The following is a 25,626-nucleotide window of genomic DNA, read 5'->3' as shown; positions in this document are numbered from 1 at the left end:
CGCATTGGCGCCACTATTTCAACGCGGCTCGCCGGGGCTTGGTGTGGTCATCGACGCTTGAGTCGGTAGCCTACGTGCGGCACGCTCACACCGGGCAGTGGCTTCCAGGCGAAGGTGCGGCCGTCGACTTCGAAGTTCTTCTTCTCGTAGAAGCGGCGCGCCTTGGCGTTTTTCTCCGCGCACCACAGAACCACGTCGTCTGACGGATACGAGCGCAGAACCTTGTTGAGCAGGCGTCCGCCGATGCCGTGCCGTTGGCTTTCCTCTGCTATGTACAGTGCGTCGATTTGAATGCGATCGGGTTGTGCCGGGTCCGGCCCGAACATGGTCATACCGAGTGTCCGGCCACCGGATTCGGCAATCCACATACTCCACCCGCGGCGATTGAGGGTTTGGGGGTAGAACTCCGAGGCCCAGCGTTGCGGCTGAGCGAGCATGTCGAGCAGGTGCGCCGCCAGCATTCCGGACCAGGACTGTCGCCAAACCGGATAGTGCATTTCCACGATCTTGGGGAAATCGATCGGCTTGGCTTCACGGATCCTGATGTCGCTGGATTTCACGCGAGCACCTCCGCTGGTAGCGGCAACATCATCCAAGCCTAGATTCGCGGTGGCGTGTAGTCGCCGCGGTAAGCGCGACGTCATGGACCCGCCCGCTCCTCGCCGTCGGTGCGGAGGCGTTCGGGGAGTCGTTGGTTCTTGGTAGGCCGTGGTCGTGGTTTTTGGGGTGGGATCCATTCGGTGTGGCCGTTGGGAGTTTTCTTGTGCGCCAGTCTGGTCCGGCCTGTTGTGGTTGGGCGTGCAGGCGAAGGTGAGTTTGTCGGCGTTGGTGTGGCCGCCGGCGGCCCAGTCGTCGACGTGGTGGACTTCACACCAATAGCCGGGGACGTCGCAGCCAGGTGGGTGCAGCCGCGGTCCTTGGCATAGACCCGGCGGCGCGCCTCGGCGCAGCTGATCCGCAGCCAGTCGGCGACCACCTTGTGCACCGGGCCGCCGATGTCGGCGGGATCCTCTTTGGCCAGCCCCGCGATCACGTCGTGACTGAGCGCCACCTGGCGCCGGCGGGTCGTCTGCAGCCGCTCCAGCGCGCGCAGCCGGATAACGGGGTCGAACGCGTCGAAGTTGACGTCACCGATCGCCGCCACGGCCTCGTCGAGCCCGTCCAGCAGGACATCTATCGAACGCATATTCGAATCATAGTCGACCCGTGACACGGATAACGTCCCAAGGCCGACAGCTGTGGACAGACGCCGAACTGTGGACAAACCCGCCCGGTCTAGGGTGAAGACCATGCGGGTAGGCGTGCTGGGCTCCAAAGGCAAAGTGGGGGCGACGATGGTAGCGGCGGTCCAGGCCGCCGAGGATCTGACGCTGTCCGCGCAGGTGGACGCCGGCGATCCGCTGACTCTGCTGACCGACGCCAACACCGAGATCGTCATCGACTTCACCCACCCGGACGTGGTGATGGACAATCTAAAGTTCTCGATCGACAACGGAATTCATGCCGTGGTGGGCACGACGGGCTTCACCGCCGAGCGGCTGCAGCAAGTTCAAACGTGGCTGGCCGAGAAACCGGCCACATCGGTGCTGATCGCGCCGAATTTCGCAATCGGGGCGGTGTTGTGCATGCGTTTCGCCCGGCAGGCCGCACCCTTCTTCGACTCGGCGGAGGTCGTCGAGCTGCATCACCCCCACAAGGCGGACGCGCCCTCGGGCACCGCCACGCGTACCGCCAAGCTGATCGCCGAGGCCCGAAAGGGCTTGCCGCCCAACCCCGATGCAACCGGCACCAGCCTGCCCGGGGCGCGCGGCGCCGACGTCGACGGGATTCCGGTGCATGCGGTGCGGCTGGCCGGCTTGGTCGCGCACCAAGAGGTGCTGTTCGGTACCGAGGGGGAGACGCTGACCATCCGCCACGACAGCCTCGACCGCTCGTCGTTCGTGCCGGGTGTGCTGTTGGCGGTTCGCCGCATCCGCGAACGCCCCGGACTGACCGTCGGTCTTGAGCCGCTGCTCAATTTGCAATGACAAGCATCGTACGTATCCAGCTCCTCATCGCCTTCATGTGCGTGGCGCTGCTGGCGTACTTCGTCATGCTTGGCCGCCTCGCGGTCGCGATGATCGGCTCGGGCCACGCCGCCGCCGTGGGGCTGGGGGTGGCGCTGCTGATCATGCCCGGGCTCGGGGTGTGGGCGATGATCGCTACCCTGCGGGCCGGTTTCGCGCACCAGAGGCTGGCCCGGCTTATCGCCGAAGACGACATGGAGCTCGATGTCAGCGCGCTGCCGCGACGGCCGTCGGGCCGCATTCAGCCAGACGCGGCCGACGCGCTGTTCGACGCCGTGCGTTGCGAGCTGGAAGGCGACCCTGGCAACTGGCGTCGCTGGTACCGGTTGGCGCGTGCCTACGACTATGCGGGGGACCGGCGCCGAGCCCGGGAAGCCATGAAGACCGCTGTCGAACTGCAGACGCGGGCCAATGAGTAAGACGCTGCTCATCGTCCACCACACCCCGTCGCCAACCACTCGCGAACTCCTCGAAGCGGTGCTCGCCGGAGCCCACGACCCCGAGATCGAAGGCGTCGACGTAGTCTCGAGGCCGGCGCTGGCCGCGACCATCCCGGACATGCTCGACGCCGACGGCTACTTGTTCGGCACCACCGCCAACTTCGGCTACATGTCGGGGGCGCTCAAGCACTTCTTCGACACCGTCTACTACCCGAGCCTCGACCACGTGGCGGGCCGCCCCTACGGTCTGTGGGTCCACGGCAATAACGACACCGTCGGCGCCGCCGCCGCCGTCGGCAAGCTGGCGGCCGGGTTGTCGCTGAGCCGGGTCGCCGACGTGCTGGAGGTTGTCGGCGCCATCGACGCCGCGGCGCGCGAGCGCGCCTACGAACTGGGCGGCACGTTGGCCGCAACGTTGATGGAGTAGCGAAAGTGCCCGAAATAGCCGAGATTCCCCGCGACCAGGACCCGTTCCCAACCGCGGGTGTTTCCCCCGACTCCAATGGCGTCCCCCGCCACCAGGAGCTGCCCGCCACCCTGCTGGACATGCTCGCCGAGCAGGTTGACGACGCCGGTGCGCGCCTGGACCTGACACCGGACACGGCGTTGCCCGACGCCGAACCCTACGTGACCGAAAAGCTCGGCCCCGAAGACACGGCCGCGCTGTTTTACACCTCGGGGGAACGGGTTCCGATGTCTAGGACTGCCAACGGATCTCGGTGAGGGGATGCGCACCCTAATCTCGGTACCGCTGTTCCATGTGACCGGTTGCAACTCACAGCTGCTGTTTGCCGCCCGCGTCGGGGAACGTCGGTGTTCATGCCCGCGCTCGACGTCGACCAATTGATCGCCGCGCTGCCCGCCGAACGGATCTCGTTGCTGGTGACCGTCCCGGCGGTGTATTCATTAGTGTTGCGGCACAAGGACTTTGCCTTCCAGGGGGGTCCGTTGGGTGGGCTACCGGGGCGCGCCGATCAGTACCGTGGTTGGTGCGGGCGGTGAAGAACGCGTTGCCGCAGGTCACGGTGTTCAACGGCTACGGCATGACCGAAACCGCGTCGCTGATGACCGCGATGCCGTCGCGCACGCCGATTCGGTCGGATATCCGGTCCCTTCGGGGCACCTTGGCCTGATCCCATACGGCGACGAGCCCGGTCTGGGGTGAGTTGGTGGTGCGCGCAGCCAACGTGACGGCCGGCTACTGGAACCGGCCCGACGCCACTGCGGCGGCGATAGTCGACCGTTGGTTGCGCACCGGCGACGCCGTCCGGGTCGACGACGGGGGTCGGGTGCGCATCATCGATCGACTCAAGGACATCATCAACCGAAGGTCTGGAGACATTCTCGTCGAGGTCGAGGCCGTGTTGCTGGCGGCCCCCAAAGTCGTCGACGCCTGCGAAGGTGGGCGCGATCCTGTTCGGCGGCCGGGACCACATCGACGTGACCGCGGTGATCGACCACTGCCGCGAGCGGCTCGCCGACGTCAAGGTTCCGCGATACGTCACGGTGGTAGACAGCGAGTTGCCACGCAACGCCGGCGGCAAACTGCTCAAGGGCTAGCTCCGCGAACAGGTGAAGTGGGGTTCTCCGCTCCGATGACCGGCACGCGTGCGTGGCGTCGCCCGCCGCGTGCCTCAATTCTTGTGCATTCCAGTGCGGGTGCCCCCGGCCAGATGACACGCTCGAAAGGGCAATGTTAAGACTGCCGGCGCCAGCGTTAAGAAGCCGTAACTGGATTCATCACCGGCGCCTTTCGGCCGGGACTGCGGGGGTGCGCATCGTTAGTCTTATCCCGACACACAGACACTGGTCAGCTAATCCGCAGAATCTGATCAGCAAATTCACAGGAGCCGATGCGGGTCGGCACCGTTCAAACATGAGGAGCAACAGATGTCATTCCTGACGACTCAGCCTGAAGAGTTGGCGGCGGCAGCGGGCAAGCTGCAGACGATTGGCTCAGCGATGGACGCCCAGAACGCGGCCGCAGTGGCCCCGACCACCACGGGCGTGATTCCCGCGGCCGCGGATGAGGTTTCGGCGCTGCAGGCGTCATTGTTCACGGCATACGGCACGCTCTACCAGCAGGTCAACGCCGAGGCTCAAGCCATGTACGAGATGTTCGTGCACACCCTCGGGATCAGCGCCGGCACATATGCGGCCACCGAGGCCGCCAACTCGTCCGCGGCGGCTTCACCCCTGTCGGGTATCGCGAGCATCCTCGGCGCGGCGCCGAATCCGGTGCCGCCTTGGGTGTCCGATATCGCCAACCTCTTCAACATCGGGGTTGGGAACTGGGCCTCGGCCGCGTCGGACCTGCTCGGGTTGACGGGCGGCGGCCTCGTTGCCGCCGAGGTCGGTAGCGAGGAAGCCGCCGAAGCCGCCGGCGCTGCCGGCGCGGAGGGCGCAGGCCTGGGGGAGTTGGGGGCGGCAGCAGCCTTCGGCGCGGCCCCGGTCGCGGCCAGTGTGGGCGAGGCATCCTCGATCGGCGTGATGGCGGCACCACCCAGCTGGGCCGGTCCGGCCACCCTGGTATCGAGCAGTAGCACGTTACCGGGCGCAGGCTGGACCGCCGCCGCGCCGCAGGCCGCCCCGGGAACCGTCATTCCCGGAATGCCGGGGCTGGCCTCCGCAACACGCAACAGCGCCGGCTTCGGGGCGCCGCGCTACGGCGTCAAGCCGATCGTCATGCCAAAGCCTGCGGTCGGCTAGCCGACGTGGTCGCCCAATCGACACCAACCAGCGAAAGCCGATAAGGAACGGATAGGAAAAATGGATTTCGGAGCTTTGCCCCCTGAGATCAACTCCGCACGCATGTACGCCGGCGCGGGCGCGGCACCGATGATGGCCGCGGCGGCGGCGTGGAATGCCCTAGCCGTCGAGTTGAGCACCACAGCATCGTCCTTCGAGTCGGTGATCACGCAGCTGACCACCGAGCGGTGGACGGGTCCCGCGTCGATGGCGATGGCCGCCGCGGCCCAGCCATACGTGGCCTGGCTGGCCTACACCGCCGAGTGCGCGCAGCGCGCCGGCTCGCAGGCCACCGCGTCGGCGGCCGCCTTCGAGACGGCGTTTGCCACGACGGTGCCACCCGCCGAGGTGGCGGCCAACCGGGCGCTGCTGGCAGCGCTGGTGGCGACGAACATCCTGGGCCAGAACACACCGGCGATCATGGCGACCGAGGCCCACTACGCCGAAATGTGGGCCCAGGACGCTCTGGCCATGTACGGCTACGCGGCGTCCTCGGCGGCCGCCGGCACGTTGAACCCATTGATCGCGCCGTCGCAGATCACCAACCCGGCCGGAGTGGCGAGCCAGGCCGCCGCGGTCAGTCAAGCCGCCGCGTCGGCCACCGTCGCGCAGGTGGGCCTGGGCAACCTGATCAGCAACTTGCCCAACGCGGTGATGGGGCTGGCCTCCCCGGTCCAGGCGACGGGGCTGGGCGGAATCATCGATGACATTCTGGGGCTGCTCGACATTCCGTTCGTGCAAAACGCCATCAACGGTGCGGTCAACACCGCGGCGTGGTTTGTCATGAACACCATCCCCAACGCGGTACTCCTGCACCATGTTCTTGCCGGCGCCGCACCCGCAGCTGCTGCCGCCGCCCCGGCCGCCGCGGGCGCAGCCAGCTTGTCGCAAGCCGTGACACCGGCGGGCGCCGGCACAGCGATGGTCGCGGGTCTGGGCAAGGCCTCCGCGGTCGGCGGCCTGTCGGTGCCGGCGAGTTGGTCCAGCGCCGCCCCGGCGATGACTCCGGGCGCCACAGCGTTGGAAGGCAGCGGCTGGGCCGTCCCCGACGAAGCCGCGCCGATCGCCGGTATGCCCGGGATGCCGGGGATGGCCTCGGCAACCAAGGGCACCGGTGCCTACGCGGGCCCGCGATACGGGTTCAAGCCGATCGTTATGCCCAAGCAAGTGGTGGTGTGACGCCAGTAAGGGGCATGTCGCTCGGTTGACCGCCGCGCCCGCAACATGACCGCTATGCGGCCGACCACCGTGGCGAGATCGCGCTCCGAATCGGCCGTGCGGCAACCGAACTGGACACCCGAACGGTCGCAACCTACACCGGTGTCGCGCCGACAGCCCCGACGGAACGGCGCCGCCGCCCCTGCTATCCGTGGCCGCCGCCGCAGCCGACGCCCGGGATGCAGCCGCCGCCGCCCGGCACCAGGTCGGGGCCCCAGAACTGGCCGCCGGAACCGCAACCGACGCCCGGGATGCAGCCTTGGCCCCCGGGACCGCCGCCCGGGCCGCTGTTCACGCCCCCGGAGCCGCAGTTGCCGTTGGCGTCGCAGCCGCCGCCGCCGGGTTCATTTGCTGGGAAGAAGTGAGTAACCGTAGTGGTGGTCATCGGGGGACCAGCAGAACCAGCGGTAAAACCCCCGGCTGACGCCGCTGGTGCCGCAGCGATCGCTGTAGCGATAGCCCCGGCCGCCACCAGTGGTTTCATGAGGTTGAATTTCGCTAACATTCTTTTCGCATACCACGTCCAAGCATGTGCAAAACATGGCACAAGGAATCGGGCGCTATGACCTCAATGGATCTGACCGGCCGCACCGCGATAGTCACCGGCGCCTCCAGGGGAATCGGGTTGGCGATCGGGCAACGCCTGGCCGAGGCGGGCGCCAACGTGGTGCTCACCGCCCGTAAGCAGGAGGCCGCCGATGCGGCGGCGGCGCAGGTCGGAGACCGGGCCGTGGGCGTGGGCGCGCACGCGGTCGACGAGGAGGCCGCGCGGCGCTGCATCGACCTCACGCTCGAACGCTTCGGCGGCGTGGACATGCTGGTCAACAACGCTGGCACCAACCCGGCGTACGGCCCGCTGATCGACCAGGACCACGCCCGCTTCAGCAAGATCTTTGACGTCAACCTGTGGGCCCCGTTGCTGTGGACGTCGCTCGTCGTCAAGTCATGGATGGGTGAGCACGGCGGCGCGATCGTCAACACCGCCTCCGTCGGCGGCATGCACCAATCGCCGGCCATGGGCATGTACAACGCCACCAAGGCGGCGCTGATCCACGTCACCAAGCAACTGGCGCTGGAACTTTCGCCGCGCATCCGGGTCAATGCAATCTGCCCGGGCGTGGTGCGAACCCGGCTCGCCGAGGCGCTCTGGAAGGACCACGAGGACGCGTTGGCGCGCTCGATTGCGCTCGGAAGGATCGGTGAGCCGGCCGATGTGGCCGACGCGGTCGCCTTCCTGGTTTCGGACGCGGCCAGCTGGATTACCGGGGAGACGCTGGTCGTCGACGGTGGCCTGTTGCTCGGGCCGGCGCAGGGCTTTCAGGCCCGATGACTACCGAAGCCGACCTTCAGGCCAGGGTGCGGGCGCTGCTCGACGAGCACGACCCCATCACCAGCGACCCGCAAGATTTCCTTGGCGCGCGGTTCGACGCGGGCCTGGCCTGGGTGCACTTTCCGCGGGGTAACGGAGGGCTCGGCCTGCCGCCCACCTATCAGGCGCAGGTCGATGCCCAACTGGCCGCCGCGGGCGCGCCGCCGCCAGGCGGCGGCAGGAACATCATCGGTATCGGCATGGCGGCACCCACGATCGCCGCGTTCGGGACCGACGAACAGAAGCGAAAGTTCCTGCGCCCGTTGTTTACTGGCGAACACCTGTACTGCCAGTTGTTTAGCGAGCCGGGAGCCGGATCCGACTTGGCCGCCGTGGCAACCCGGGCCGTTCGCGACGGTGACGACTGGATTGTCAACGGGCAGAAGGTGTGGACGTCGATGGCGCAACACGCGCAGATGGCCATCCTTGTCGCGCGCACCAACCCCGACGTGCCCAAACACGCTGGCCTGACGTACTTCCTGTGTGACATGAGGCAACCGGGCATCGACATCCGTCCGCTGCGCCAGATCACCGGCGAAGCGGAGTTCAACGAAGTGTTCCTGACCGACGTCCGGGTGCCCGACGCGAACCGGCTGGGCGCCGAAGGCGGCGGGTGGCGGGTGGCGACGACCACACTCAACAACGAGCGCGTCGCCATTGGCTCGCGAACCGGAATCCCCAGGGAGGGCGGTCATATCGGCAGGGTCACCGCGGCCTGGCGAGACGAGCCCGCGCTGCGCAACCCGGCGATGCACGACGAGATGATGCGGCTGTGGGTCGAAGCCGAGGTTGTCCGCCTTACCGGTGAGCGGCTGCGGCAGCAGGCCGCCACCGGTCAGCCCGGCCCGCAGGGCGCCGGAATGAAGGTGGCCTTTGCCCGTCTCGCACAAGCGATTTCCGGATTCGAGATCGAGCTGCATGCCGAATCCGGGCTGCGCTACGACGACTGGACCCTGCGCAGGCCCGAAACGGTCGACCTGATCGGCCGCGGGCCCGGGTATCGCTACCTGCGGGCGCGCGGCAATTCGATCGAGGGTGGCACCTCGGAGATCCTGCGCAACACGATTTCCGAGCGGGTGCTGGGCCTGCCGGGCGAGCACCGTGTCGACAAGACCGTCGCCTGGAAGGACCTGCCGCGGTGAGCACCGGGGATCTGCTCTACTCCGACACCGAGGAGGCGTTGCGGGACAGCGTTCGGTGCCTGTTCGCCGAAAGGTGCCCGCCGGAATTGGTGGCGCGTGCCTATGATTCGGCGCCACCGGACTTTTCGGCACTCTGGCAAACGCTGGCCGCCGAGCTGGGGGTGGCGGGGCTGCTGGTGCCCGAGTCGCTCGGTGGGGCCGGCGCGGGTGCTCGCGTGGCCGCAGTCGTCATGGAGGAGATCGGCCGGGCCGTCGCGCCGGTGCCGTTCCTGTCCAGCGCCGTGCTGGCCACCGTCGCGCTGCTGCATGCCGGCGACAGCGAAACCCTGTCGGAGTTGGCTGTCGGTGCGATCACCGCGGCGCTGGTGGTGCCGGTGTCCACCGCGCCGGCCGATCCGGTCGCCGGGGTGAGCTACGAAGTCGACGGGCTGACCGGACGCGTCAGCTCCGTCGCGGGCGCCAGCGAGGCCGACGTGCTGGTGGTGCCGGTCGCCGGCGCGGATGGGCTTGAGCTGCATACCGTTTCGCGCGAGGCGGCCGGCCTCGAGGTGTCGCCGCTGCTCGCGCTGGATATGACCAGACCGATTGCCGACGTGCGGTTTTCGGGCGTGGAGTCGTCGCGGGTTGGGGCGGCGGCTGCTTCGGTGCAGGCGGCACTGCATACGGGGGCGGCGCTGCTCGCGTCCGAGCAACTCGGGGTCGCGCAGTGGTGTTTCGACACCACACTGACCTACGTCAAGGACCGCAAGCAGTTCGGCCGCGCGATCGGCTCGTATCAGGCTATCAAGCACCGGCTGGCGGATCTGTGGTTCGAGGTCGGTTCGGCCACGGCGGCGGCTCGATACGCCGCCGACACCTGTGCCCGCAGCGACGACGACGCGGCCATCGCCGTGGCCATCGCGCAGGCCTATTGCAGCGGTGTCGCGGTGCACGCCGCGGAGGAGTGCGTGCAGTTGCATGGCGGCATCGGGATGACGTGGGAGTATCCCGCGCACCTGTACCTGAAGCGGGCCAAGAGCGACCAGCTGGCCCTCGGCACCGCCTATCGGCACCGGAGCCGGCTAGCTGAGTTGGTCGACCTCCCGGTCTCTTAATGGTGAGCAGTCGCAAAAGCCCCATTTTCGGCACGAAAATGGGGCTTTTGCGACTCCTCGCGGGGGCTAGCCGAGCACGGCGCCGAAAGTGTCCACCATTGCGGTCCAATGCCGCTCGTCGGCGGCGGCGTCGTAGGGCGGGTTATCCGGGACCGCGAAGCCATGGGCGGCCGGGTACCACTCGATGGTGTGCCGCACGCCGGCCGCCGTCAGCGCTTTGTCAAGCCGTTCGGCGTGCTCGGGGGTGAACGACGCGTCGTTCTCGGCTCCCCCGACGTACACGGTCGCGCTCATCCGGTCGGCCAGCAGGTGCGGGCTGTCCGGCCTGTCGGTCACCAGGCCGCCGCCGTGGAACGACGCCGCGGCGGCGACCCGGTCCGGAAGACGGCCGGCCACCAGCACCGATATCCGCCCACCCATGCAGTAGCCGCAGACGCCGAATCGCTGGCCGGTGACCTCGGGGCGGCTGGCCAGGTAGTCGAAGAACGCGGCGGCGTCGCGGGTGATCCGATCCGGCGTGACGGTGCCAATCATGAACATGATCCGTGCGCGTTCTTTCGCGTCGCCGAACACGGTGACCATGTCGAACGGGGCCCAGTCGCCCTCGCGGTAGTACACGTCCGGCAGCAGCACGGCATAACCGAATCCGGCCAGCTTGGCCGCCATCTGGTCGAACGTTTCGCGCACGCCGCCCGCGTCGGGGAACATGATCACCCCCGGCCATGGGCCTTGGAGATCCGAGCCTTCAGGGGTGAATAACCGGACGTTGCAAGTGCCGTCGGGAGTTGCCACGCGATCGCTGACTTTCGGCATGACACCCGTTCTACTCCTCGCGATCGCCGCTGGATTCTTTGGCGCCGACCCGCCGCGCCCGGCTTCGCCGTGCTCGCGATCGCCGCTGGATTCTTTGGCGCCGACCCGCCGCGCCCGGCTTCGCCGTGCTCGCGATCGCCGCTGGATTCTTTGGCGCCGACCCGCCGCGCCCGGCTTCGCCGTGCTCGCGATCGCCGCTGGATTCTTTGGCGCCGACCCGCCGCGCCCGGCTTCGCCGTGCTCGCGATCGCCGCTAAGCTGACCGCGTGCGGATTGCCACGCCCTACGAGGATTTGCTGCGCGTGGTGCTCGACAGGGGTGCGGCCAAAGCCGACCGTACCGGCACCGGCACCCGCAGCTTGTTCGGTCAGCAATTGCGTTACGACCTGGCGGCCGGCTTCCCGCTGCTCACCACCAAGAGGGTGCATTTCAAGTCGGTGGTCTACGAGTTGCTGTGGTTCTTGCGCGGCGACTCCAACGTCGGGTGGCTACACGAACATGGAGTCACCATATGGGACGAGTGGGCCAGTGACACAGGCGATCTCGGGCCGATCTACGGCGTGCAGTGGCGATCCTGGCCGGTGCCTTCAGGTGAGCACATCGACCAGATCAGCGCGGCGCTGGATTTGCTGCGCACAGACCCTGATTCCCGGCGCATCATCGTGTCGGCATGGAACGTCGGCGACATCCCGCGGATGGCGCTGCCGCCGTGTCACGCGTTCTTCCAGTTCTACGTCGCCGACGGGCGGCTGAGCTGTCAGCTCTACCAGCGCAGCGCCGACCTGTTCCTCGGTGTGCCGTTCAACATCGCCAGCTACGCCCTGCTGACGCACATGATGGCCGCCCAGGCCGACCTGGACGTCGGCGAGTTCGTCTGGACCGGCGGCGACTGCCACATCTACGACAACCACGTCGAGCAGGTACAGCTCCAGCTCACGCGCGACCCGCGGCCGTATCCGGAACTCGTTCTAGCGCCTAGGGATTCGATCTTCGACTACACCTACGACGATATCGTCGTCAAGAACTACGATCCGCATCCGGCGATAAAGGCGCCAGTGGCCGTATGACGGTGGTGGGCCTGATCTGGGCTCAGTCGACGTCCGGTGTCATCGGCCGCGGCGGTGACATCCCGTGGCGGCTGCCCGAGGACCTGGCCCGCTTCAAGCGGCTCACCATGGGCCACACAGTCGTGATGGGCAGGCGGACCTGGGATTCCCTGCCGGCCAGATCCAGGCCGCTGCCCGGCCGCCGAAATGTCGTACTGAGCCGTCAGACTGGCTTCATGGCTGACGGAGTGGAGGTGGTCGACGCACTCGACGAAGCCCTGACCGACCCCGAGGCGTGGGTGATCGGCGGCGAGCAGATCTATCTGCTCGCGCTGCCGCTGGCCACCCGCTGCGAGGTCACCGAGGTCGACATTGACCTGCCGCGCGATGACGACGACGCGCTGGCCCCGGTGCTCGACGAGGCCTGGGTGGGCGAGCCCGGGGAGTGGCTGACCAGCCGTGCCGGGTTACGGTACCGGTTTCACAGCTACCGCCGCTCATGAGCACCATTACGGCCGCGCAGGCCCGCCGGGTGGCGGTCGCGGCACAAGGGTTCGCCGAGCCCAAACCGGCCGGCGCGATCGCCCGCGCGCATCTCAGGCGGCTGATCTCGCGGATCCAAGTGCTGCAGCTGGATTCGGTGTCGGTGGCGGTGCGCGCCCACTATGCGCCGGTGTACAGCCGGCTCGGCCCGTACGATCGCGGCGTGCTGGACCGCGCGGCCTGGGGCCTCTCGAGGACCCGGCTGCTGGTGGAGTATTGGGCGCACGAGGCTGCGCTGATGGCCGTCGACGACTGGCCGCTGCTGCGTTGGCGGATGCGCCGGTACCGGCACGGCCGGTGGGGCAGCCACATCGTCAAGGCCAACCCGGAGCTCGCCGACGACGTCGTTGCGGCCGTCGCCGAGCTCGGGCCGAGCACCGCCGGTCAGATCGAGGCGCACCTCGAGGCCGAACCGCGTGGCGCGAGAGGACCCTGGTGGGGGCGCAGCGACAGGCGCAGCGACACCAAGTGGGTCGCCGAGGCGCTGTTCGCCTCCGGCGTGCTCACGACCGCGACCCGGGTCGGTTTCGCCCGCCACTACGACCTGGTGGAGCGGGTGCTGCCGCCCGATGTGCTGGCCCGCGAGATCGACGACGACGACGCCGTCCGCGAGCTCACGCTGCGCGCGGCCACCGCGCTCGGAGTGGGCACCGAGGCCGACATCCGCGACTACTTCCGGTTGTCGGCTCAACAGGTGAAGCCGGCCCTGGCCGACCTGCTGGCCGCCGGGGAGATCGAGAAGCTGGACGTCGAGGGCTGGGCGGCACCGGCGTATCTGCGGGCTGGCCGGACGGTGCCGCGCGTGGACCGCGGCACGGCGCTCCTGTGTCCGTTCGACCCGTTGATCTTCTTCCGGCCCCGGGTAGAGCGGCTGTTTAACTTCCACTACCGCATCGAGATTTACACCCCGGCGAGCAAGCGCCGGTACGGCTATTACGTGTGGCCGCTGCTGCTGGACGGGCAGCTGGTCGCGCGGGTGGACCTCAAGGCCGACCGGGCCGCCGACACGCTGCGTGTGCTGGGGGCGTTCGGGGAGCCGGGTACGTCGCGGGCCCGGGTTGCCGCGGCGCTGGCCGGTGAGCTGGAGTCGATGGCGGCGTGGCTGGGGTTGGGCGGCGTCACCGTGTCCGACCGCGGGGATCTCGCGGGGGAGCTACGCACGGCAGCCAGGCGAGCCAGCTGATGTGCGGCGCACAGAGAGAACGGCTTGGTGATCACCTCGATTTCGCCAGCGGAAATGTTTCGCCAGCGCGAGGGTCTGACGGCCGCTATCCCGTCTATGGCGCCAATGGCGTTATCGGGTATGCGGCCGAGCACAATGCTCGCGGGCCGCTAATAATAATCGGTCGCGTTGGTTCGAATTGCGGTAGCTTGTACTACCACGAGTCCGATGCCTGGGTAACCGACAACGCACTCGTCTGTCGCGCGAAATTCCCCTCGGAAACGCGATATTGGTATTACGCACTGCAGTGCTGCGGACTAAATCGATATCGGGTCGGCTCGGGACAACCCCTGTTGAGTCAGAGTATTCTTCGAAACGTTTCGGTCCAGGCCGTCGCAGGGCCCGATCGCCCTCGAATTGGCAACATCCTCGGTGCCTTGGACGACAAGTTGGCCGCCAACGACCGCGTCATCGAAGCCGCGGAGGCGTTGATGCTTGCGATCGTCGGGCGCATCTCTGATTACGTGCCTTTGTCGAGGCTGGCGAGACGGTTGACCGCGTGTCTTGATCCTCGGAAATTCGATGACAAAGTCGCTTATTACAGCCTCCCGGCCTTCGATGACGGCGCTCAGCCAACCCGCGTCGATGGTCGAACGATCAAAAGCACCAAGTTCGTTTTGTCAGGGCCGTGTGTATTATTGGCCAAGCTGAATCCGAGAATTCCACGAATCTGGAATGTGACGAGTCTGCCGCCAGAAATGGCTCTGGCAAGTACGGAATTCGTAGTTCTGCGGCCAATTGGCGTCAGTACTTCGGCGGTGTGGTCAGCGCTACGACAACCTGATCTGTCAGCAAGCCTCCAACAGATGGTCGCGGGCGTGACCGGAAGCCGCCAACGAATCCGACCGCATGACCTCCTGCGGGTTCGGGTGCGCGATGTCCGGGGGTTGACCCCCGGACAAGCGAAGGCGATTGCGCGCCTGGGTGCGCTCTGTCATGGGCGACGAATCGAATCCGCGCACTTGTCGTCGCGTCGCGATGCCCTGCTCGCGCTTCTAATGTCCGGCAACGTCGGGGTCAAGGGTGCCGAGCCCGTCGCAAGGGCCATGGTGTAGATGGTCTACCCACATGGGTTGCTCGCGAGGGTGATCAATGAGATGGCCCTTGCCGGAAGCGAATGGAAGATATGGAGTATTCCCGCGATGCGGCTCGAAGAGGCTGCGCGGCTCGAAGGGGCGCTTGTGCGGACCGACGAGTTCGAACGTGAGGCGTGGCGCAGATCCGATGCGGCGTGTGACCTGAAGAAGGTACTGATCGACGGGTTGCTGCCGGTGCCCGGACGCTCGATGCCCACCCCACCACGCCCGGCGAGGGCGCGGCCGAGAGACGAGAAACAGGAAGGAATTCTCCGATGCCTCCGAGGAAACAGCAGCCGGAGCGGCAGGTGCCGTCGACCATGAAAGAGCTCAAGGACACGCTCTGGAAGGCCGCCGACAGGCTGCGCGGATCGCTGTCGGCTAGCCAGTACAAGGACGTGATCCTGGGTCTGGTGTTCTTGAAGTACGTGTCGGACGCGTATGACGAACGACGAGAAGCGATTCGGGCCGAACTGTCCGCCGATGGGTTAGACGAGTCGCAGATCGAAGACCTGATCGACGATCCCGAGGAATATCACGGCTACGGGGTGTTCGTGGTGCCGCCGAATGCTCGTTGGAAGTTCTTGGCCGAGAACGCAAAAGGCAAACCGGCGGTCGGCGGCGACGCCGCGAAGAACGTCGGCCAGCTGATCGACGAGGCGATGGACGCGGTGATGACGGCGAATCCGAGGCTCGCAGGGACGCTGCCGCGGTTGTACAACAAAGACAACGTCGACCAGCGCCGGCTGGGTGAGCTGATCGACTTGTTCAACAGCGCGCGGTTCAGCCGACAGGGTGAGCACCGCGCCCGCGATCTGATGGGGGAGGTCTACGAATACTTCCTCGGGAATTTTGCTCGTGCGGAAGGCAAGCGGGGAGGGGAGTTCTTCACCCCGCCCAGCGTGGTGAGGGTGATCGTGGAGGTGTTGGAGCCGTCACGGGGGCGGGTGTATGACCCGTGCTGTGGGTCGGGCGGCATGTTCGTGCAAACGGAGAAGTTCATCTACGAGCACGACGGCGACCCGAAGGACATCGCGATCTACGGGCAGGAAAGCATCGAGGAGACCTGGCGAATGGCCAAGATGAACTTGGCCATTCACGGCATCGACAACAAGGGCCTCGGTGCTCGGTGGGGCGACACGTTCGCCAGTGATCAGCATGCCGATGTGCAGATGGACTACGTGATGGCTAATCCACCGTTCAACATTAAGCACTGGTCGCGCAACGAGGAAGACCCGCGCTGGCGCTTCGGCGTGCCGCCGGCAAACAACGCGAACTATGCCTGGATTCAACATATCCTGTCAAAGCTCGCGCCCGGTGGTAAGGCCGGAGTGGTGATGGCCAACGGCTCGATGTCGTCGAACACCAACGGCGAGGGTGATATTCGTGCTCAGATCATCGAAGCTGATCTGGTGTCCTGCATGGTCGCGCTGCCCACTCAGCTGTTCCGCAGCACCGGAATCCCGGTGTGTCTATGGTTCTTCGCCAAGGACAAGACGGCGGGAAAGCGGGGTTCGATCGACCGGTCCGGGCAAGTGCTATTTATCGACGCTCGGGAGCTCGGCTACATGGTTGACCGGGCTGAGCGGGCGTTGACGCACGATGAGATCGTCCGGATCGGCGATACGTATCACGCCTGGCGGGGATCGAAGTCGGCTGTCGCGAAACGTCTTATTTACGAAGATATTCCGGGATTTTGCAAGTCGGCGACTCTTCAGGAGATCAAGACAGCTGACTACACACTAACGCCGGGGCGGTATGTGGACGTCCCTGAGGCGGAGGACGACGGCGAGCCGATCGACGAAAAGATTGCGCGGCTGACGAAGGAGCTACTGGCGGCGTTCGACGAGTCGGCGCGGCTGGAGCGGGTCGTGCGCGAGCAGTTGGAGCGAATCGGTGGGTGACCCGTGCCCGCGGGCGTGATCAAGGTGGTCGCCTCCGGTTTCCCGCAAGTGCGGCTATTCGCGCGTCGTGCACCGGAGATCCGACGATCTTATCCGCCGTGAGCGTCGTCTCAAGCCGGTCCCAATAGCTTGCCGGCTCGCTGAGCACGGAGAGCGTTGGCGAAGCGAGCCGGGCATTGGGAGCTTGGCGGGTTGTAGATCTTCGGATGCGCAGGCATGGCCAGGGAATCGCCCATGCGGATTTGCCCTCGGCAAGTTCCTTGATCAGCTCGGCCGCGGCGGAGTGGAACTCGGCGTCCCGCCGATGGGCAAACACCGGGATGTTGGGTGGCCGTAGACGGTGTCGCGAATCTTGTCCCACGACGCCCCGCGGAACGCCGGCTGTAATCCCTGGCCGTCGACACTGGCATCGGTGAGCACGAGCGATGAGGAGCCGGATCGTTGCTTGACTACGGTGCATAGGCCGGTCTCGATCAACTCGCGCAGCGTAGTTCGTTCGCGGCGAGCCAATTCCTGCGCCTCGCGCAGAAGCTCGTCGGGAAGATTCACGTTGGTCTTCATCGACATCCCTACACGATCCCAGCGCCGAGACTGCGCTCAGCGCGCCCGATCGGGCCGCACGCACGCGCTGTGCGCAGTCTCGACGCCACCAACGCAGACTCGCCCCGCTAGCCTCGATTGCCGGACTCTCCCGCTGGCCCCGCAAGCGGGAAGGCCCCCAGCGCGGCTGGGGTAGCCCCAAGCTCGCGCCGTTGCACGGCACCCATCGTCGCCCCGCTAAGGCTAAGGTGAGCGCCGTGGCCGAAACCGCGCCGCTGCGCGTGCAACTGATCGCCAAGACCGAGTTCGAGGCGCCGCCGGACGTGCCGTGGACCACGGACGCCGACGGTGGCGCCGCGCTGGTCGAGTTCGCCGGGCGGGCCTGCTATCAGAGCTGGTCCAAGCCCAATCCCCGGACTGCGACCAACGCCGGTTACATCAAGCACATCATCGACGTCGGGCACTTTTCGGTGCTCGAGCACGCGAGCGTGTCGTTCTACATCACCGGCATCTCGCGGTCATGCACCCACGAGCTGGTCCGCCACCGGCATCTGTCCTACTCGCAGCTGTCGCAGCGCTACGTCCCCGAAAAAGACTCGCGGGTGGTGGTGCCGCCGGGCATGGAGGACGACCCGGAGCTGCGGCAGATCCTGACCGCCGCCGCCGATGCCAGCCGTGCCACCTACGCCGAGCTGTTGGCCAGGCTGGAAGCCAAGTTCACCGACCAGCCAAACGCCGTGTTGCGCCGCAAGCAGGCCCGCCAGGCCGCTCGCGCGGTGCTGCCCAACGCCACCGAGACCCGCATCGTCGTGACGGGCAACTACCGGGCCTGGCGACATTTCATCGCGATGCGGGCCAGTGAGCACGCCGACGTCGAGATCCGGCGCCTGGCCATCGCCTGCCTGCGTCAGCTCGTCGAGGTCGCTCCGGCGGTGTTCGCCGACTTCGAGGTCTCCACCCTGGCCGACGGCACCGAGGTCGCGACGAGCCCGCTCGCGACCGAAGCCTGAGCCCCAGAGCGAGCGCGCGCAGATGTACAAACACGCGCCCTCGCGGCAAATGGTTAAGGGGCAGGTAACCTAAGGAGCCGTGAGCACCGTCGGAATCGACGTTCCCGCGCGCCTGGGAACCCTGCTAACGGCGATGGTGACGCCGTTCGGCGCCGACGGTTCCCTCGACACCGCCGCCGCGGCGCGACTGGCGAACCACCTGGTGGACGCGGGGTGCGACGGCCTGGTGGTCTCGGGAACCACCGGCGAGTCGCCGACCACCACCGACAACGAGAAGCTCGAGTTGCTGCGGGCCGTGCTGGAGGCGGTGGGGGACCGGGCGCGGGTCGTCGCCGGCGCGGGCACCTATGACACCGCGCACAGCGTCCGGCTGGCCAAGTCCTGCGCGGCGGAAGGCGCGCACGGGCTGCTCGTGGTCACGCCCTACTACTCGAAGCCGCCGCAGTCCGGGCTGCGGGCACACTTCACCGCCGTCGCCGACGCGACCGAGCTGCCGATGCTGCTCTACGACATCCCCGGCCGGTCGGTAGTGCCGATCGAGCCCGACACCCTCCGGGCGCTGGCCAAGCACCCCAACATCGTCGGCGTCAAGGACGCCAAGGCTGACCTGCACAACGGTTGCCAGATCATGGCCGAAACCGGCCTGGCCTACTATTCCGGTGACGACCAGCTGAACCTGCCCTGGCTGGCGATGGGTGCCGTCGGCTTCATCAGCGTGATCGGCCATCTGGCAGCGGGCCAGCTTCGAGAGTTGTTGTCCGCTTTCCAATCCGGGGACATCGCCACCGCCCGCAAGATCAACGTCGGCCTCGCCCCGCTGTGCAACGCGATGGGCCGCCTGGGCGGGGTGACATTGTCCAAGGCGGGCTTGCGGCTACAGGGCATCGATGTCGGCGATCCCCGGCTGCCTCAGATGCCCGCAACACCCCAGCAGCTCGACGCGTTGGCCGCCGACATGCGTGCGGCCTCGGTGCTCAGGTGAGCCAAAGGGCGGCCGACACGTGGATGTAGACCTCGCCCCCCCAGGTCCTCTAGCCTCAGGCGGGTTGCGGGTTACGGCGCTGGGCGGCATCAGCGAAATCGGCCGCAATATGACGGTTTTCGAACACCTCGGTCGGCTGCTGATCATCGACTGCGGCGTGATGTTCCCCACCCACGACGAGCCCGGCGTCGACCTGATCCTGCCGGACATGCGCCACATCGAGGACCGGCTCGACGACATCGAGGCGCTGGTGCTGACCCATGCGCACGAAGACCACATCGGGGCGATCCCGTTCCTGCTCAAACTGCGGCCGGACATCCCGATCGTCGGCTCCAAGTTCACCTTGGCGCTGGTCGCCGCCAAATGCCGTGAGCACCGCGTCAAGCCGGTATTCGTCCAAGTCGCGGAGGGGCAAAGCACCAGGCACGGTGTGTTCGAGTGCGAATTTTTCGCCGTCAACCACTCCGTCCCCGATGCGTTGGCCATCGCGGTGTACACCGGCGCGGGCACCGTCTTGTTCACCGGCGACATCAAGCTCGACCAACTACCGCTGGACGGCCGTCCCACCGACCTGCCGGGCATGTCCCGGCTCGGCGACGCCGGTGTGGACCTGTTCCTGTGCGACTCGACCAACGCCGAGATCCCCGGCCTCGGACCGTCCGAAAGCGAAGTGGGCCCGACACTGCACCGGCTGATCCGGGGCGCCGACGGGCGGGTCATCATCGCGTGCTTCGCCTCCAATGTGGACCGAGTGCAGCAAATCATCGATGCCGCAGTTGCATTGGGCCGACGGGTATCGTTCGTCGGGCGATCGATGGTGCGCAACATGGGAATTGCGCGGGAACTGGGCTTCCTGCGGGTGTCCGATTCCGACCTGATCGACATCGCCGCCGCCGAGACGATGGCGCCCGAACGGGTGGTGCTGATCACCACCGGCACCCAGGGCGAGCCGATGTCGGCGTTGTCGCGCATGTCACGCGGCGAGCATCGAAGCATCAACCTGACCTCGGGTGACCTGATCGTGTTGTCGTCGTCGCTGATCCCCGGCAACGAGGAGGCGGTCTACGGTGTCATCGATGAGCTGTCCAAGATCGGAGCCCGAGTCGTCACCAACGCCCAAGCCCGAGTGCACGTTTCGGGCCACGCGTACGCCGGCGAGTTGTTGTTCCTGTACAACGGGGTGCGGCCGCGCCACGTCATGCCGGTGCACGGGACCTGGCGGATGCTGCGCGCGAACGCCAAGCTGGCGGGCCGCACCGGAGTGCCGGAGGAGTCAATCCTGTTGGCCGAGAACGGTGTCAGCGTCGACCTGGTTGCCGGCAAAGCTTCGATTTCCGGTGCGGTGCCCGTGGGCAAGATGTTCGTCGACGGCTTGATCACCGGTGATGTCGGTGACATCACCCTGGGTGAACGGCTCATCTTGTCGTCCGGCTTCGTCGCGGTGACCGTGGTGGTCAAGCGTGGCACCGGTCGGCCGGTGGCCGCGCCACACTTGCATTCGCGTGGCTTCTCCGAAGACCCCAAGGCGCTGGAACCCGCCGTGCGCAGGGTCGAGGCGGAGCTGGAACAGTTGGTGGCGGCCGACGTCACCGATCCGATCCGCATCGCGCAGGGAGTGCGCCGCACGGTCGGTAAGTGGGTGGGCGAGACCTACCGCCGGCAGCCGATGATCGTGCCCACGGTCATCGAGGTCTAGCTTCTAGGTCTTCTCCGCGTAGGCCGACCATTCCAGCTGCGACGCCTTGAGTTCGCGCCCGGTGGGCTTGACGAAGCGCTCGACGAGCTCGTCGGGCCCGGCCTGCTCCACCAGGAGCCACCCGTAATCGGCGATGAATCCCGCTACGTCATCAGGATGTAAACCGAAGTGCCACAGTTGCCTTCGCTGCCGGACCGAGCGGTATAGCGTCCGTGTGCCATACCGATTCGTCCCGTCGATGAAGTCCTTGCGGACGTAGGTGAACACGATTCGGCTGCCCGCCGCGGCCGCGCGCAGCCCCTCCAGGGTCCTCCGGACAGCGGCTTCGGTCAGGTATTGGGTCACGCCCTCGCAGATGAAGAAGACCCGGTAGTCGGTGCGATAGCCGTGCTCGGCCAAAGCGGTGAGCAGGTCATCATGTTCGAAGTCAACCGCCACCAACCGAACCGACAGCGGCAGCTCGCCCAGCACCCGTCGGACCGTCTTGGCCTTTCTGGCAATGTTGACCGGTAGATCTACCTCGAAGACCGGGATACGCACCCGCCGGGTCAAGGTATACGGGAGGGTGTCCAATCCGGCGCCGAGGATCACCACCGCGTCGATGTCGTCGAGCGCTTCGGCGAGCTTGTCGCCGATAAACCGCTTGCGGCAGACCAGGTTCGCCCACAGCCCGGGGCCGGACCACTCCAACGACCGGATGAAAAGGCGCCTGACCGTCGCCGGCCGGGTGGCGCCGACGAGCCAGCGCAGCGGCCTGGGCAGGAACAGCTCGGCGAGGTCGTCGTCCACCAGCCGGCGGCCGGGCGGCTCGTTTTGTTCGACGGCCGCCAACACCATGGGGCCAAAGGCAGTCTGTGCCACGGGATTTCGAGTCATCAGTTACCGCTTATTCACGCAGCCCGCGTCGACCGGCAAGGCGACGCCGGTGACATAGCGAGCTTGATCGGACACCAACCACGCCACCGCGTTAGCGATGTCGTCGGCCGGCAAAACCTGCACCGGCAGCGCGTTGCCCGCACCCGCGGCCGCGCCCTGCGCGACCATGTCGACAAGCCACTGCTGGATGAACTCGTTGTTGATCATCGGTGTGTCAACACCCGAGGGATGCACTGAGTTGACCCGAATGTTGTGCTGCGCAAGCAGATTGGCGTACAGCCGCATTAGCCCCACGAGACCGTGCTTGGCAGCGGTATAGCCGATGGAGCCGGCATCGGCGCTGCCGATGCCGGCCAGCCCCGCGGCCGAACTGATCAGCACGATCGACCCGCCGGCACCCTGCTCGATCATGGTCGGTACCGCGACGTCAATCGTGTGGTAGACGCCGGTGAGGTTGACGTCGATGACGTCGCGCCAGCCGTCGCCGCCCGCCTGCATGGGAGCGATACCGGCATTGGCTATCACGATGTCGAGCCGGCCGAACTCGTTGAGGCCCGCCTGCAACGCGGCGGACAGCGATGCGCGGTCGCGGACGTCAGCCCGTTTGGCGACGATTCGGGCACCGGTGTCCTCGACGAGCTTGACGGTGGCCGCCAGGTCGTCGGCAGTGCCTAACGGATATGGCACGCTGGCGATCTGATCGCACAGGTCGACCGCGATGACGTTGGCGCCGTCGGTCGCCAGCCGAACCGCGTAGGCGCGGCCCTGGCCGCGCGCGGCGCCGGTGATGAAGGCGACCCGGCCCGCCAATGGCCGGCCCATCAAGGACGGAGCTGCCCTTTGCTGAAGTCTCCGGCGGGAATTGGCTGCAGCATCTTGATGTCGGGTTGGCCGACCAGGTGCTCGCCGGCCGCCGCGAACAACTTGGCGACCGCCGGTGCGGCGCTGTGGGTCTTGAGGGCGTCGGCGTCGGCCCATTGCTCGATGAAGACGAAGGTCTCGCCCGTTTGGTGCAGCGAGTACAGCTCGCAGCCCGGCTCGTCGTGCACCTCTTCGACCGCGGCGGTGAGGATGTCGCGGACGGTGCCGACCGATTCGGGCTTGACACTCAGCGTGGCGACGACGACGACGGACATGCTCGAGCCTCCTGGGACTATCCGGCGTGACGCGGCGCGACTTTGGTCACCGTTTGTCACACTACCCACGCGCCGAGATAACGCGGCGAGCGCATGCGGAACAAGGCGCCGTTACCAGTGTGGCGGATGGTGCGTATGTTGTATTTGCGATTAGGCTTGCGGGCATGGCTAGTAAGACCGTCGCCCGCTCCGGCACCCGAACGAGCAGGTCAAAGGCCACTTCGCGGGGTTCATCCCGAGGTGGGCGATCAACTGGGCTGGCCGGGGGGCCCAGAAAGCGTGCGCGCCAGCCCGTCAAGCGCCCGAGCAGGCCCGCCAGGCGGCGCGATCGGTCCCTGTTGGTCGCCGCCGGGCTGACCTGCGGCCGGGCCATGCGCGCCACCTGGATGATGGCGGCCAAGGGCGCGGGCGGCGCGGCGCGGTCGATCGGACGAGCCCGCGGCATCGAACCCGGACATCGGCGCGACGGAATCGCGCTGTTCCTGCTGGGCGTCGCCGTCGTCATCGCGGCGAGTTCGTGGTTCGACGCCGCCCGGCCGGTCGGTGCGTGGGTCGACACGATCCTGCGGACATTCATCGGCTCGGCCGTCATCGTGCTTCCGGTGGCCACCGCCGCCGCGGCGGTGGTGCTGATGCGCACCCCGCCCAATCCCGACGCGCGGCCCCGGCTGATCCTTGGCTCGAGCTTGATTGGCCTGTCGATTCTCGGCCTGTGCCACCTGTGGGCGGGTTCGCCCGACGACCCAGGAGTGCGGCGGGCTGCCGCAGGCTTCGTGGGTTACGCCATCGGTGGACCACTCTCGGACGGGTTGACGGCCTGGATCGCGGCGCCGCTGCTGTTCATCGGTGCGCTGTTCGGGCTGCTGCTGCTGACCGGGATCACGATCCGGGAGGTGCCCGATGCGGTGTTTGGCATGTTCGGCACCCGGATATTCCAGCGCGAATACGACGACGACTGCCGGGACTGTCAGGACTTCGTGGGCGACGAAGCGGACACCGTGGAAGTCGCGTGTGAGGATTTTTCCGACGGCTACTACGACGAGGCCGTGGACGATGACCCGCGGGCGTGGCCGTCCGCGCAATCGCTGGATGTTGGGGACGACACGCCGACCATTCCCGAACCCGCCGTCGCGCGTTCCCGCCGCCGTTCACGTAAGGGCACCGAAGTCCTCGACCGGGTCATCGAAGGTCCCTACGCACTGCCGTCGCTGGACTTGCTGGTGGCGGGCGACCCGCCCAAGAAACGCAGCGCGGCCAACAACCACATGGCCGGCGCCATCGGCGAGGTGCTCACCCAGTTCAAGGTCGACGCGGCCGTCACCGGCTGCACCCGAGGCCCCACCGTCACCCGCTACGAGGTCGAGCTCGGGCCCGGCGTCAAGGTGGAGAAGATCACCGCGCTGCAGAAGAACATCGCCTACGCGGTGGCCACCGAGAGTGTCCGGATGCTGGCCCCGATCCCCGGCAAGTCCGCCGTCGGCATCGAAGTTCCCAACACCGACCGCGAGATGGTGCGGTTGGCCGACGTGCTCACCGCGCCGTCGACCCGCAGGGACCACCATCCGCTGGTGATCGGGCTGGGCAAGGACATCGAAGGCGACTTCATCTCGGCCAACCTGGCCAAGATGCCGCACCTACTGGTCGCCGGCTCGACCGGATCGGGCAAGTCCAGCTTCGTCAACTCTATGTTGATTTCGCTGTTGACCCGGGCCACCCCGGAAGAGGTCAGGATGATCCTGATCGATCCGAAGATGGTGGAACTGACGCCGTACGAAGGCATTCCGCATCTGATCACTCCGATCATCACCCAGCCGAAGAAGGCGGCGGCCGCGCTAGCCTGGCTGGTCGACGAGATGGAGCAGCGCTACCAGGACATGCAGGCATCCCGGGTGCGCCACATCGATGACTTCAACGCTCATGTGCGATCCGGCGCCATCACGGCGCCACTGGGCAGCCAGCGCGAGTACCGGCCCTATCCCTATGTGGTTGCGATCGTCGACGAGCTGGCCGACCTCATGATGACCGCGCCGCGCGACGTCGAGGACGCCATCGTGCGGATCACCCAAAAGGCCCGCGCGGCCGGCATCCACCTGGTGTTGGCCACCCAGCGCCCGTCGGTCGACGTGGTCACGGGCCTGATCAAAACCAACGTGCCCTCCCGGCTTGCCTTTGCGACGTCGTCGCTCACCGACAGCCGGGTGATCCTGGACCAGGCGGGCGCCGAGAAGCTGATCGGGATGGGCGACGGCCTGTTCCTGCCGATGGGCACGAGCAAACCCATCCGGCTGCAGGGCGCGTTCATCACCGACGAGGAGATCCACGCCGTCGTCAGCGCCTGCAAGGAGCAGGCCGAACCCGAATACACCGAGGGCGTCACCACCGCCAAGCCCACCGGCGAGCGCGCCGACGTCGACCCGGACATCGGCGACGACATGGACGTTTTCTTGCAGGCCGTGGAGCTGGTGGTGTCCAGCCAGTTTGGTTCCACCTCGATGCTGCAGCGCAAGCTCCGCGTGGGCTTCGCCAAAGCGGGGCGGTTGATGGATTTGATGGAGACTCGCGGCATCGTCGGGCCCAGCGAAGGTTCCAAGGCGCGGGAGGTGCTCGTCAAGCCCGATGAGCTGGCGGCGACGCTGGCTGCGATCCGGGGCCTCGGCGGCTCCGACAACGAGGGCAAATAGCGCCGAGCAGACGCAAAAGCGCCC

Annotated in this window: 23 protein-coding genes and 3 pseudogenes; 18 read left to right on the top strand and 8 right to left on the bottom strand. The window is 67.0% G+C overall.

Going from position 1 to position 25,626, the window contains the following annotated elements; genetic code table 11:
- Positions 1-47 precede the first annotated feature (47 nt).
- Together G6N24_RS13210 and G6N24_RS24620 are read right to left on the bottom strand one after the other, a co-directional pair.
- On the bottom strand, positions 48-560 hold the full coding sequence (locus G6N24_RS13210; protein WP_232070803.1) for a GNAT family N-acetyltransferase: 513 nt from the start codon (positions 558-560) through the stop codon (positions 48-50).
- Between the two features lie 365 nt (positions 561-925).
- Positions 926-1,186: pseudogene (locus G6N24_RS24620) on the bottom strand (DUF222 domain-containing protein); the annotation flags it as partial.
- Positions 1,187-1,289: 103 nt separating this feature from the next.
- Here G6N24_RS24620 and dapB point away from each other — a divergent pair.
- The 6 genes and pseudogenes from dapB to G6N24_RS13175 all read left to right on the top strand — a co-directional run bounded on the left by dapB (position 1,290) and on the right by G6N24_RS13175 (position 6,433).
- On the top strand, positions 1,290-2,027 hold the full coding sequence (gene dapB, locus G6N24_RS13200; protein ID WP_085158329.1) for a 4-hydroxy-tetrahydrodipicolinate reductase: 738 nt from the start codon (positions 1,290-1,292) through the stop codon (positions 2,025-2,027).
- Entirely contained in the window at positions 2,024-2,485 is a 462-nt protein-coding gene (locus tag G6N24_RS13195) for a hypothetical protein (RefSeq protein WP_085158215.1), read from the top strand. The genes dapB and G6N24_RS13195 overlap by 4 nt, the downstream gene beginning before the upstream one ends.
- Positions 2,478-2,933, top strand: a complete 456-nt coding sequence (locus tag G6N24_RS13190; RefSeq protein ID WP_085158217.1) for a flavodoxin family protein — start codon at positions 2,478-2,480, stop codon at positions 2,931-2,933. Before G6N24_RS13195 ends, G6N24_RS13190 begins: the two co-directional genes overlap by 8 nt.
- Positions 2,934-2,947: 14 nt before the next feature.
- Positions 2,948-4,066 (top strand): annotated as a pseudogene (locus G6N24_RS13185) (class I adenylate-forming enzyme family protein).
- A gap of 330 nt (positions 4,067-4,396) precedes the next feature.
- Entirely contained in the window at positions 4,397-5,215 is an 819-nt protein-coding gene (locus G6N24_RS13180) for a PPE family protein, SVP subgroup (protein WP_085158219.1), read from the top strand.
- Between the two features lie 60 nt (positions 5,216-5,275).
- Positions 5,276-6,433: a PPE family protein gene (locus G6N24_RS13175; protein WP_085158221.1), complete on the top strand. Its 1,158-nt coding sequence runs from the start codon at positions 5,276-5,278 to the stop codon at positions 6,431-6,433.
- A gap of 184 nt (positions 6,434-6,617) precedes the next feature.
- Here the strand turns inward: G6N24_RS13175 and G6N24_RS13170 are convergent, their stop codons facing one another.
- Entirely contained in the window at positions 6,618-6,956 is a 339-nt protein-coding gene (locus G6N24_RS13170; protein ID WP_085158331.1) for a PE-PGRS family protein, read from the bottom strand.
- 78 nt (positions 6,957-7,034) lie between these two features.
- On the opposite strand from G6N24_RS13170, the gene G6N24_RS13165 reads away from it, so the two are divergent.
- Genes G6N24_RS13165 through G6N24_RS13155 form a run of 3 tightly spaced genes read left to right on the top strand, consistent with a single transcriptional unit; the run spans position 7,035 to position 10,077 of the window.
- Positions 7,035-7,802 carry an SDR family oxidoreductase gene (locus G6N24_RS13165; protein ID WP_085158223.1) on the top strand — a complete coding sequence of 256 codons (768 nt, stop codon included), beginning with the start codon at positions 7,035-7,037 and terminating at the stop codon, positions 7,800-7,802.
- The gene (locus tag G6N24_RS13160) at positions 7,799-8,983 is read left to right on the top strand and encodes an acyl-CoA dehydrogenase family protein (RefSeq protein WP_085158225.1); all 1,185 of its coding nucleotides are present in this window, start codon (positions 7,799-7,801) and stop codon (positions 8,981-8,983) included. Before G6N24_RS13165 ends, G6N24_RS13160 begins: the two co-directional genes overlap by 4 nt.
- Positions 8,980-10,077 (top strand): acyl-CoA dehydrogenase family protein, encoded by a 1,098-nt coding sequence (locus G6N24_RS13155; RefSeq protein WP_085158227.1) that lies wholly within the window; start codon positions 8,980-8,982, stop codon positions 10,075-10,077. The genes G6N24_RS13160 and G6N24_RS13155 overlap by 4 nt, the downstream gene beginning before the upstream one ends.
- Positions 10,078-10,143: 66 nt before the next feature.
- Here the strand turns inward: G6N24_RS13155 and G6N24_RS13150 are convergent, their stop codons facing one another.
- Complete coding sequence (locus G6N24_RS13150; RefSeq protein WP_085158229.1) at positions 10,144-10,890, bottom strand: dienelactone hydrolase family protein; 747 nt, start codon at positions 10,888-10,890, stop codon at positions 10,144-10,146.
- A 266-nt stretch (positions 10,891-11,156) separates the two neighbouring features.
- Between G6N24_RS13150 and G6N24_RS13145 the strand changes: the two genes are divergently transcribed.
- From G6N24_RS13145 to G6N24_RS13125, 5 genes are all read left to right on the top strand, one after another.
- The gene (locus tag G6N24_RS13145; protein WP_085158231.1) at positions 11,157-11,957 is read left to right on the top strand and encodes a thymidylate synthase; all 801 of its coding nucleotides are present in this window, start codon (positions 11,157-11,159) and stop codon (positions 11,955-11,957) included.
- 2 nt (positions 11,958-11,959) lie between these two features.
- Entirely contained in the window at positions 11,960-12,439 is a 480-nt protein-coding gene (locus G6N24_RS13140) for a dihydrofolate reductase (protein WP_139822258.1), read from the top strand.
- The gene (locus G6N24_RS13135; RefSeq protein ID WP_085158235.1) at positions 12,436-13,662 is read left to right on the top strand and encodes a winged helix-turn-helix domain-containing protein; all 1,227 of its coding nucleotides are present in this window, start codon (positions 12,436-12,438) and stop codon (positions 13,660-13,662) included. Before G6N24_RS13140 ends, G6N24_RS13135 begins: the two co-directional genes overlap by 4 nt.
- A complete protein-coding gene (locus G6N24_RS13130; protein WP_085158237.1) occupies positions 13,662-14,756 on the top strand; it encodes a restriction endonuclease subunit S in 1,095 nt (364 codons plus the stop codon). The genes G6N24_RS13135 and G6N24_RS13130 overlap by 1 nt, the downstream gene beginning before the upstream one ends.
- A gap of 296 nt (positions 14,757-15,052) precedes the next feature.
- Positions 15,053-16,681 (top strand): class I SAM-dependent DNA methyltransferase, encoded by a 1,629-nt coding sequence (locus tag G6N24_RS13125; RefSeq protein WP_085158239.1) that lies wholly within the window; start codon positions 15,053-15,055, stop codon positions 16,679-16,681.
- A 264-nt stretch (positions 16,682-16,945) separates the two neighbouring features.
- On the opposite strand, the gene G6N24_RS13120 is transcribed toward G6N24_RS13125, so the two are convergent.
- On the bottom strand, positions 16,946-17,242 hold the full coding sequence (locus G6N24_RS13120) for a type II toxin-antitoxin system VapB family antitoxin (RefSeq protein WP_232070555.1): 297 nt from the start codon (positions 17,240-17,242) through the stop codon (positions 16,946-16,948).
- Positions 17,243-17,478: 236 nt separating this feature from the next.
- On the opposite strand from G6N24_RS13120, the gene thyX reads away from it, so the two are divergent.
- The 3 genes from thyX (at position 17,479) to G6N24_RS13105 (ending at position 20,909) form a co-directional block, all read left to right on the top strand.
- Positions 17,479-18,231, top strand: coding sequence for an FAD-dependent thymidylate synthase (gene thyX, locus G6N24_RS13115; RefSeq protein WP_085158333.1), 753 nt, complete (start codon positions 17,479-17,481; stop codon positions 18,229-18,231).
- A gap of 79 nt (positions 18,232-18,310) precedes the next feature.
- Complete coding sequence (dapA, locus tag G6N24_RS13110) at positions 18,311-19,213, top strand: 4-hydroxy-tetrahydrodipicolinate synthase (protein WP_085158243.1); 903 nt, start codon at positions 18,311-18,313, stop codon at positions 19,211-19,213.
- A gap of 19 nt (positions 19,214-19,232) precedes the next feature.
- Positions 19,233-20,909, top strand: coding sequence for a ribonuclease J (locus tag G6N24_RS13105; RefSeq protein ID WP_085158245.1), 1,677 nt, complete (start codon positions 19,233-19,235; stop codon positions 20,907-20,909).
- A 3-nt stretch (positions 20,910-20,912) separates the two neighbouring features.
- Here G6N24_RS13105 and G6N24_RS13100 read toward each other — a convergent pair whose 3' ends face one another.
- The 3 genes from G6N24_RS13100 to G6N24_RS13090 are packed head-to-tail and all read right to left on the bottom strand — an operon-like array spanning position 20,913 to position 22,921.
- Complete coding sequence (locus G6N24_RS13100) at positions 20,913-21,785, bottom strand: SAM-dependent methyltransferase (RefSeq protein ID WP_085158247.1); 873 nt, start codon at positions 21,783-21,785, stop codon at positions 20,913-20,915.
- A 3-nt stretch (positions 21,786-21,788) separates the two neighbouring features.
- On the bottom strand, positions 21,789-22,610 hold the full coding sequence (locus G6N24_RS13095; protein ID WP_139822252.1) for a mycofactocin-coupled SDR family oxidoreductase: 822 nt from the start codon (positions 22,608-22,610) through the stop codon (positions 21,789-21,791).
- The gene (locus G6N24_RS13090; RefSeq protein WP_085158251.1) at positions 22,607-22,921 is read right to left on the bottom strand and encodes a putative quinol monooxygenase; all 315 of its coding nucleotides are present in this window, start codon (positions 22,919-22,921) and stop codon (positions 22,607-22,609) included. The genes G6N24_RS13095 and G6N24_RS13090 overlap by 4 nt, the downstream gene beginning before the upstream one ends.
- Here G6N24_RS13090 and G6N24_RS13085 point away from each other — a divergent pair.
- Positions 22,920-25,602 (top strand): annotated as a pseudogene (locus G6N24_RS13085) (DNA translocase FtsK 4TM domain-containing protein). The gene G6N24_RS13090 and the pseudogene G6N24_RS13085 sit on opposite strands and share 2 nt — an antisense overlap.
- Positions 25,603-25,626: the final 24 nt, after the last annotated feature.

Source organism: Mycobacterium lacus, from assembly GCF_010731535.1.
Taxonomy (GTDB): domain Bacteria; phylum Actinomycetota; class Actinomycetes; order Mycobacteriales; family Mycobacteriaceae; genus Mycobacterium; species Mycobacterium lacus.
The sequence above is the reverse complement of the archived record's forward strand: the minus strand, read 5'-3'. Positions and strand labels throughout refer to the sequence as shown.

Coding starts and splice junctions, on each gene's coding strand:
- G6N24_RS13180 (WP_085158219.1), top strand. CDS start 4,397: ATGTCATTCCTGACGACTCAGCCTGAAGAGTTGGCGGCGGCAGCGGGC.
- G6N24_RS13130 (WP_085158237.1), top strand. CDS start 13,662: ATGTGCGGCGCACAGAGAGAACGGCTTGGTGATCACCTCGATTTCGCC.
- G6N24_RS13120 (WP_232070555.1), bottom strand. CDS start 17,242: ATGAAGACCAACGTGAATCTTCCCGACGAGCTTCTGCGCGAGGCGCAG.
- G6N24_RS13175 (WP_085158221.1), top strand. CDS start 5,276: ATGGATTTCGGAGCTTTGCCCCCTGAGATCAACTCCGCACGCATGTAC.
- G6N24_RS13160 (WP_085158225.1), top strand. CDS start 7,799: ATGACTACCGAAGCCGACCTTCAGGCCAGGGTGCGGGCGCTGCTCGAC.
- G6N24_RS13190 (WP_085158217.1), top strand. CDS start 2,478: ATGAGTAAGACGCTGCTCATCGTCCACCACACCCCGTCGCCAACCACT.
- G6N24_RS13170 (WP_085158331.1), bottom strand. CDS start 6,956: ATGAAACCACTGGTGGCGGCCGGGGCTATCGCTACAGCGATCGCTGCG.
- G6N24_RS13135 (WP_085158235.1), top strand. CDS start 12,436: ATGAGCACCATTACGGCCGCGCAGGCCCGCCGGGTGGCGGTCGCGGCA.
- G6N24_RS13100 (WP_085158247.1), bottom strand. CDS start 21,785: ATGACTCGAAATCCCGTGGCACAGACTGCCTTTGGCCCCATGGTGTTG.
- G6N24_RS13195 (WP_085158215.1), top strand. CDS start 2,024: ATGACAAGCATCGTACGTATCCAGCTCCTCATCGCCTTCATGTGCGTG.
- G6N24_RS13165 (WP_085158223.1), top strand. CDS start 7,035: ATGACCTCAATGGATCTGACCGGCCGCACCGCGATAGTCACCGGCGCC.
- G6N24_RS13090 (WP_085158251.1), bottom strand. CDS start 22,921: ATGTCCGTCGTCGTCGTCGCCACGCTGAGTGTCAAGCCCGAATCGGTC.
- dapB (WP_085158329.1), top strand. CDS start 1,290: ATGCGGGTAGGCGTGCTGGGCTCCAAAGGCAAAGTGGGGGCGACGATG.
- G6N24_RS13150 (WP_085158229.1), bottom strand. CDS start 10,890: ATGCCGAAAGTCAGCGATCGCGTGGCAACTCCCGACGGCACTTGCAAC.
- G6N24_RS13125 (WP_085158239.1), top strand. CDS start 15,053: ATGCCTCCGAGGAAACAGCAGCCGGAGCGGCAGGTGCCGTCGACCATG.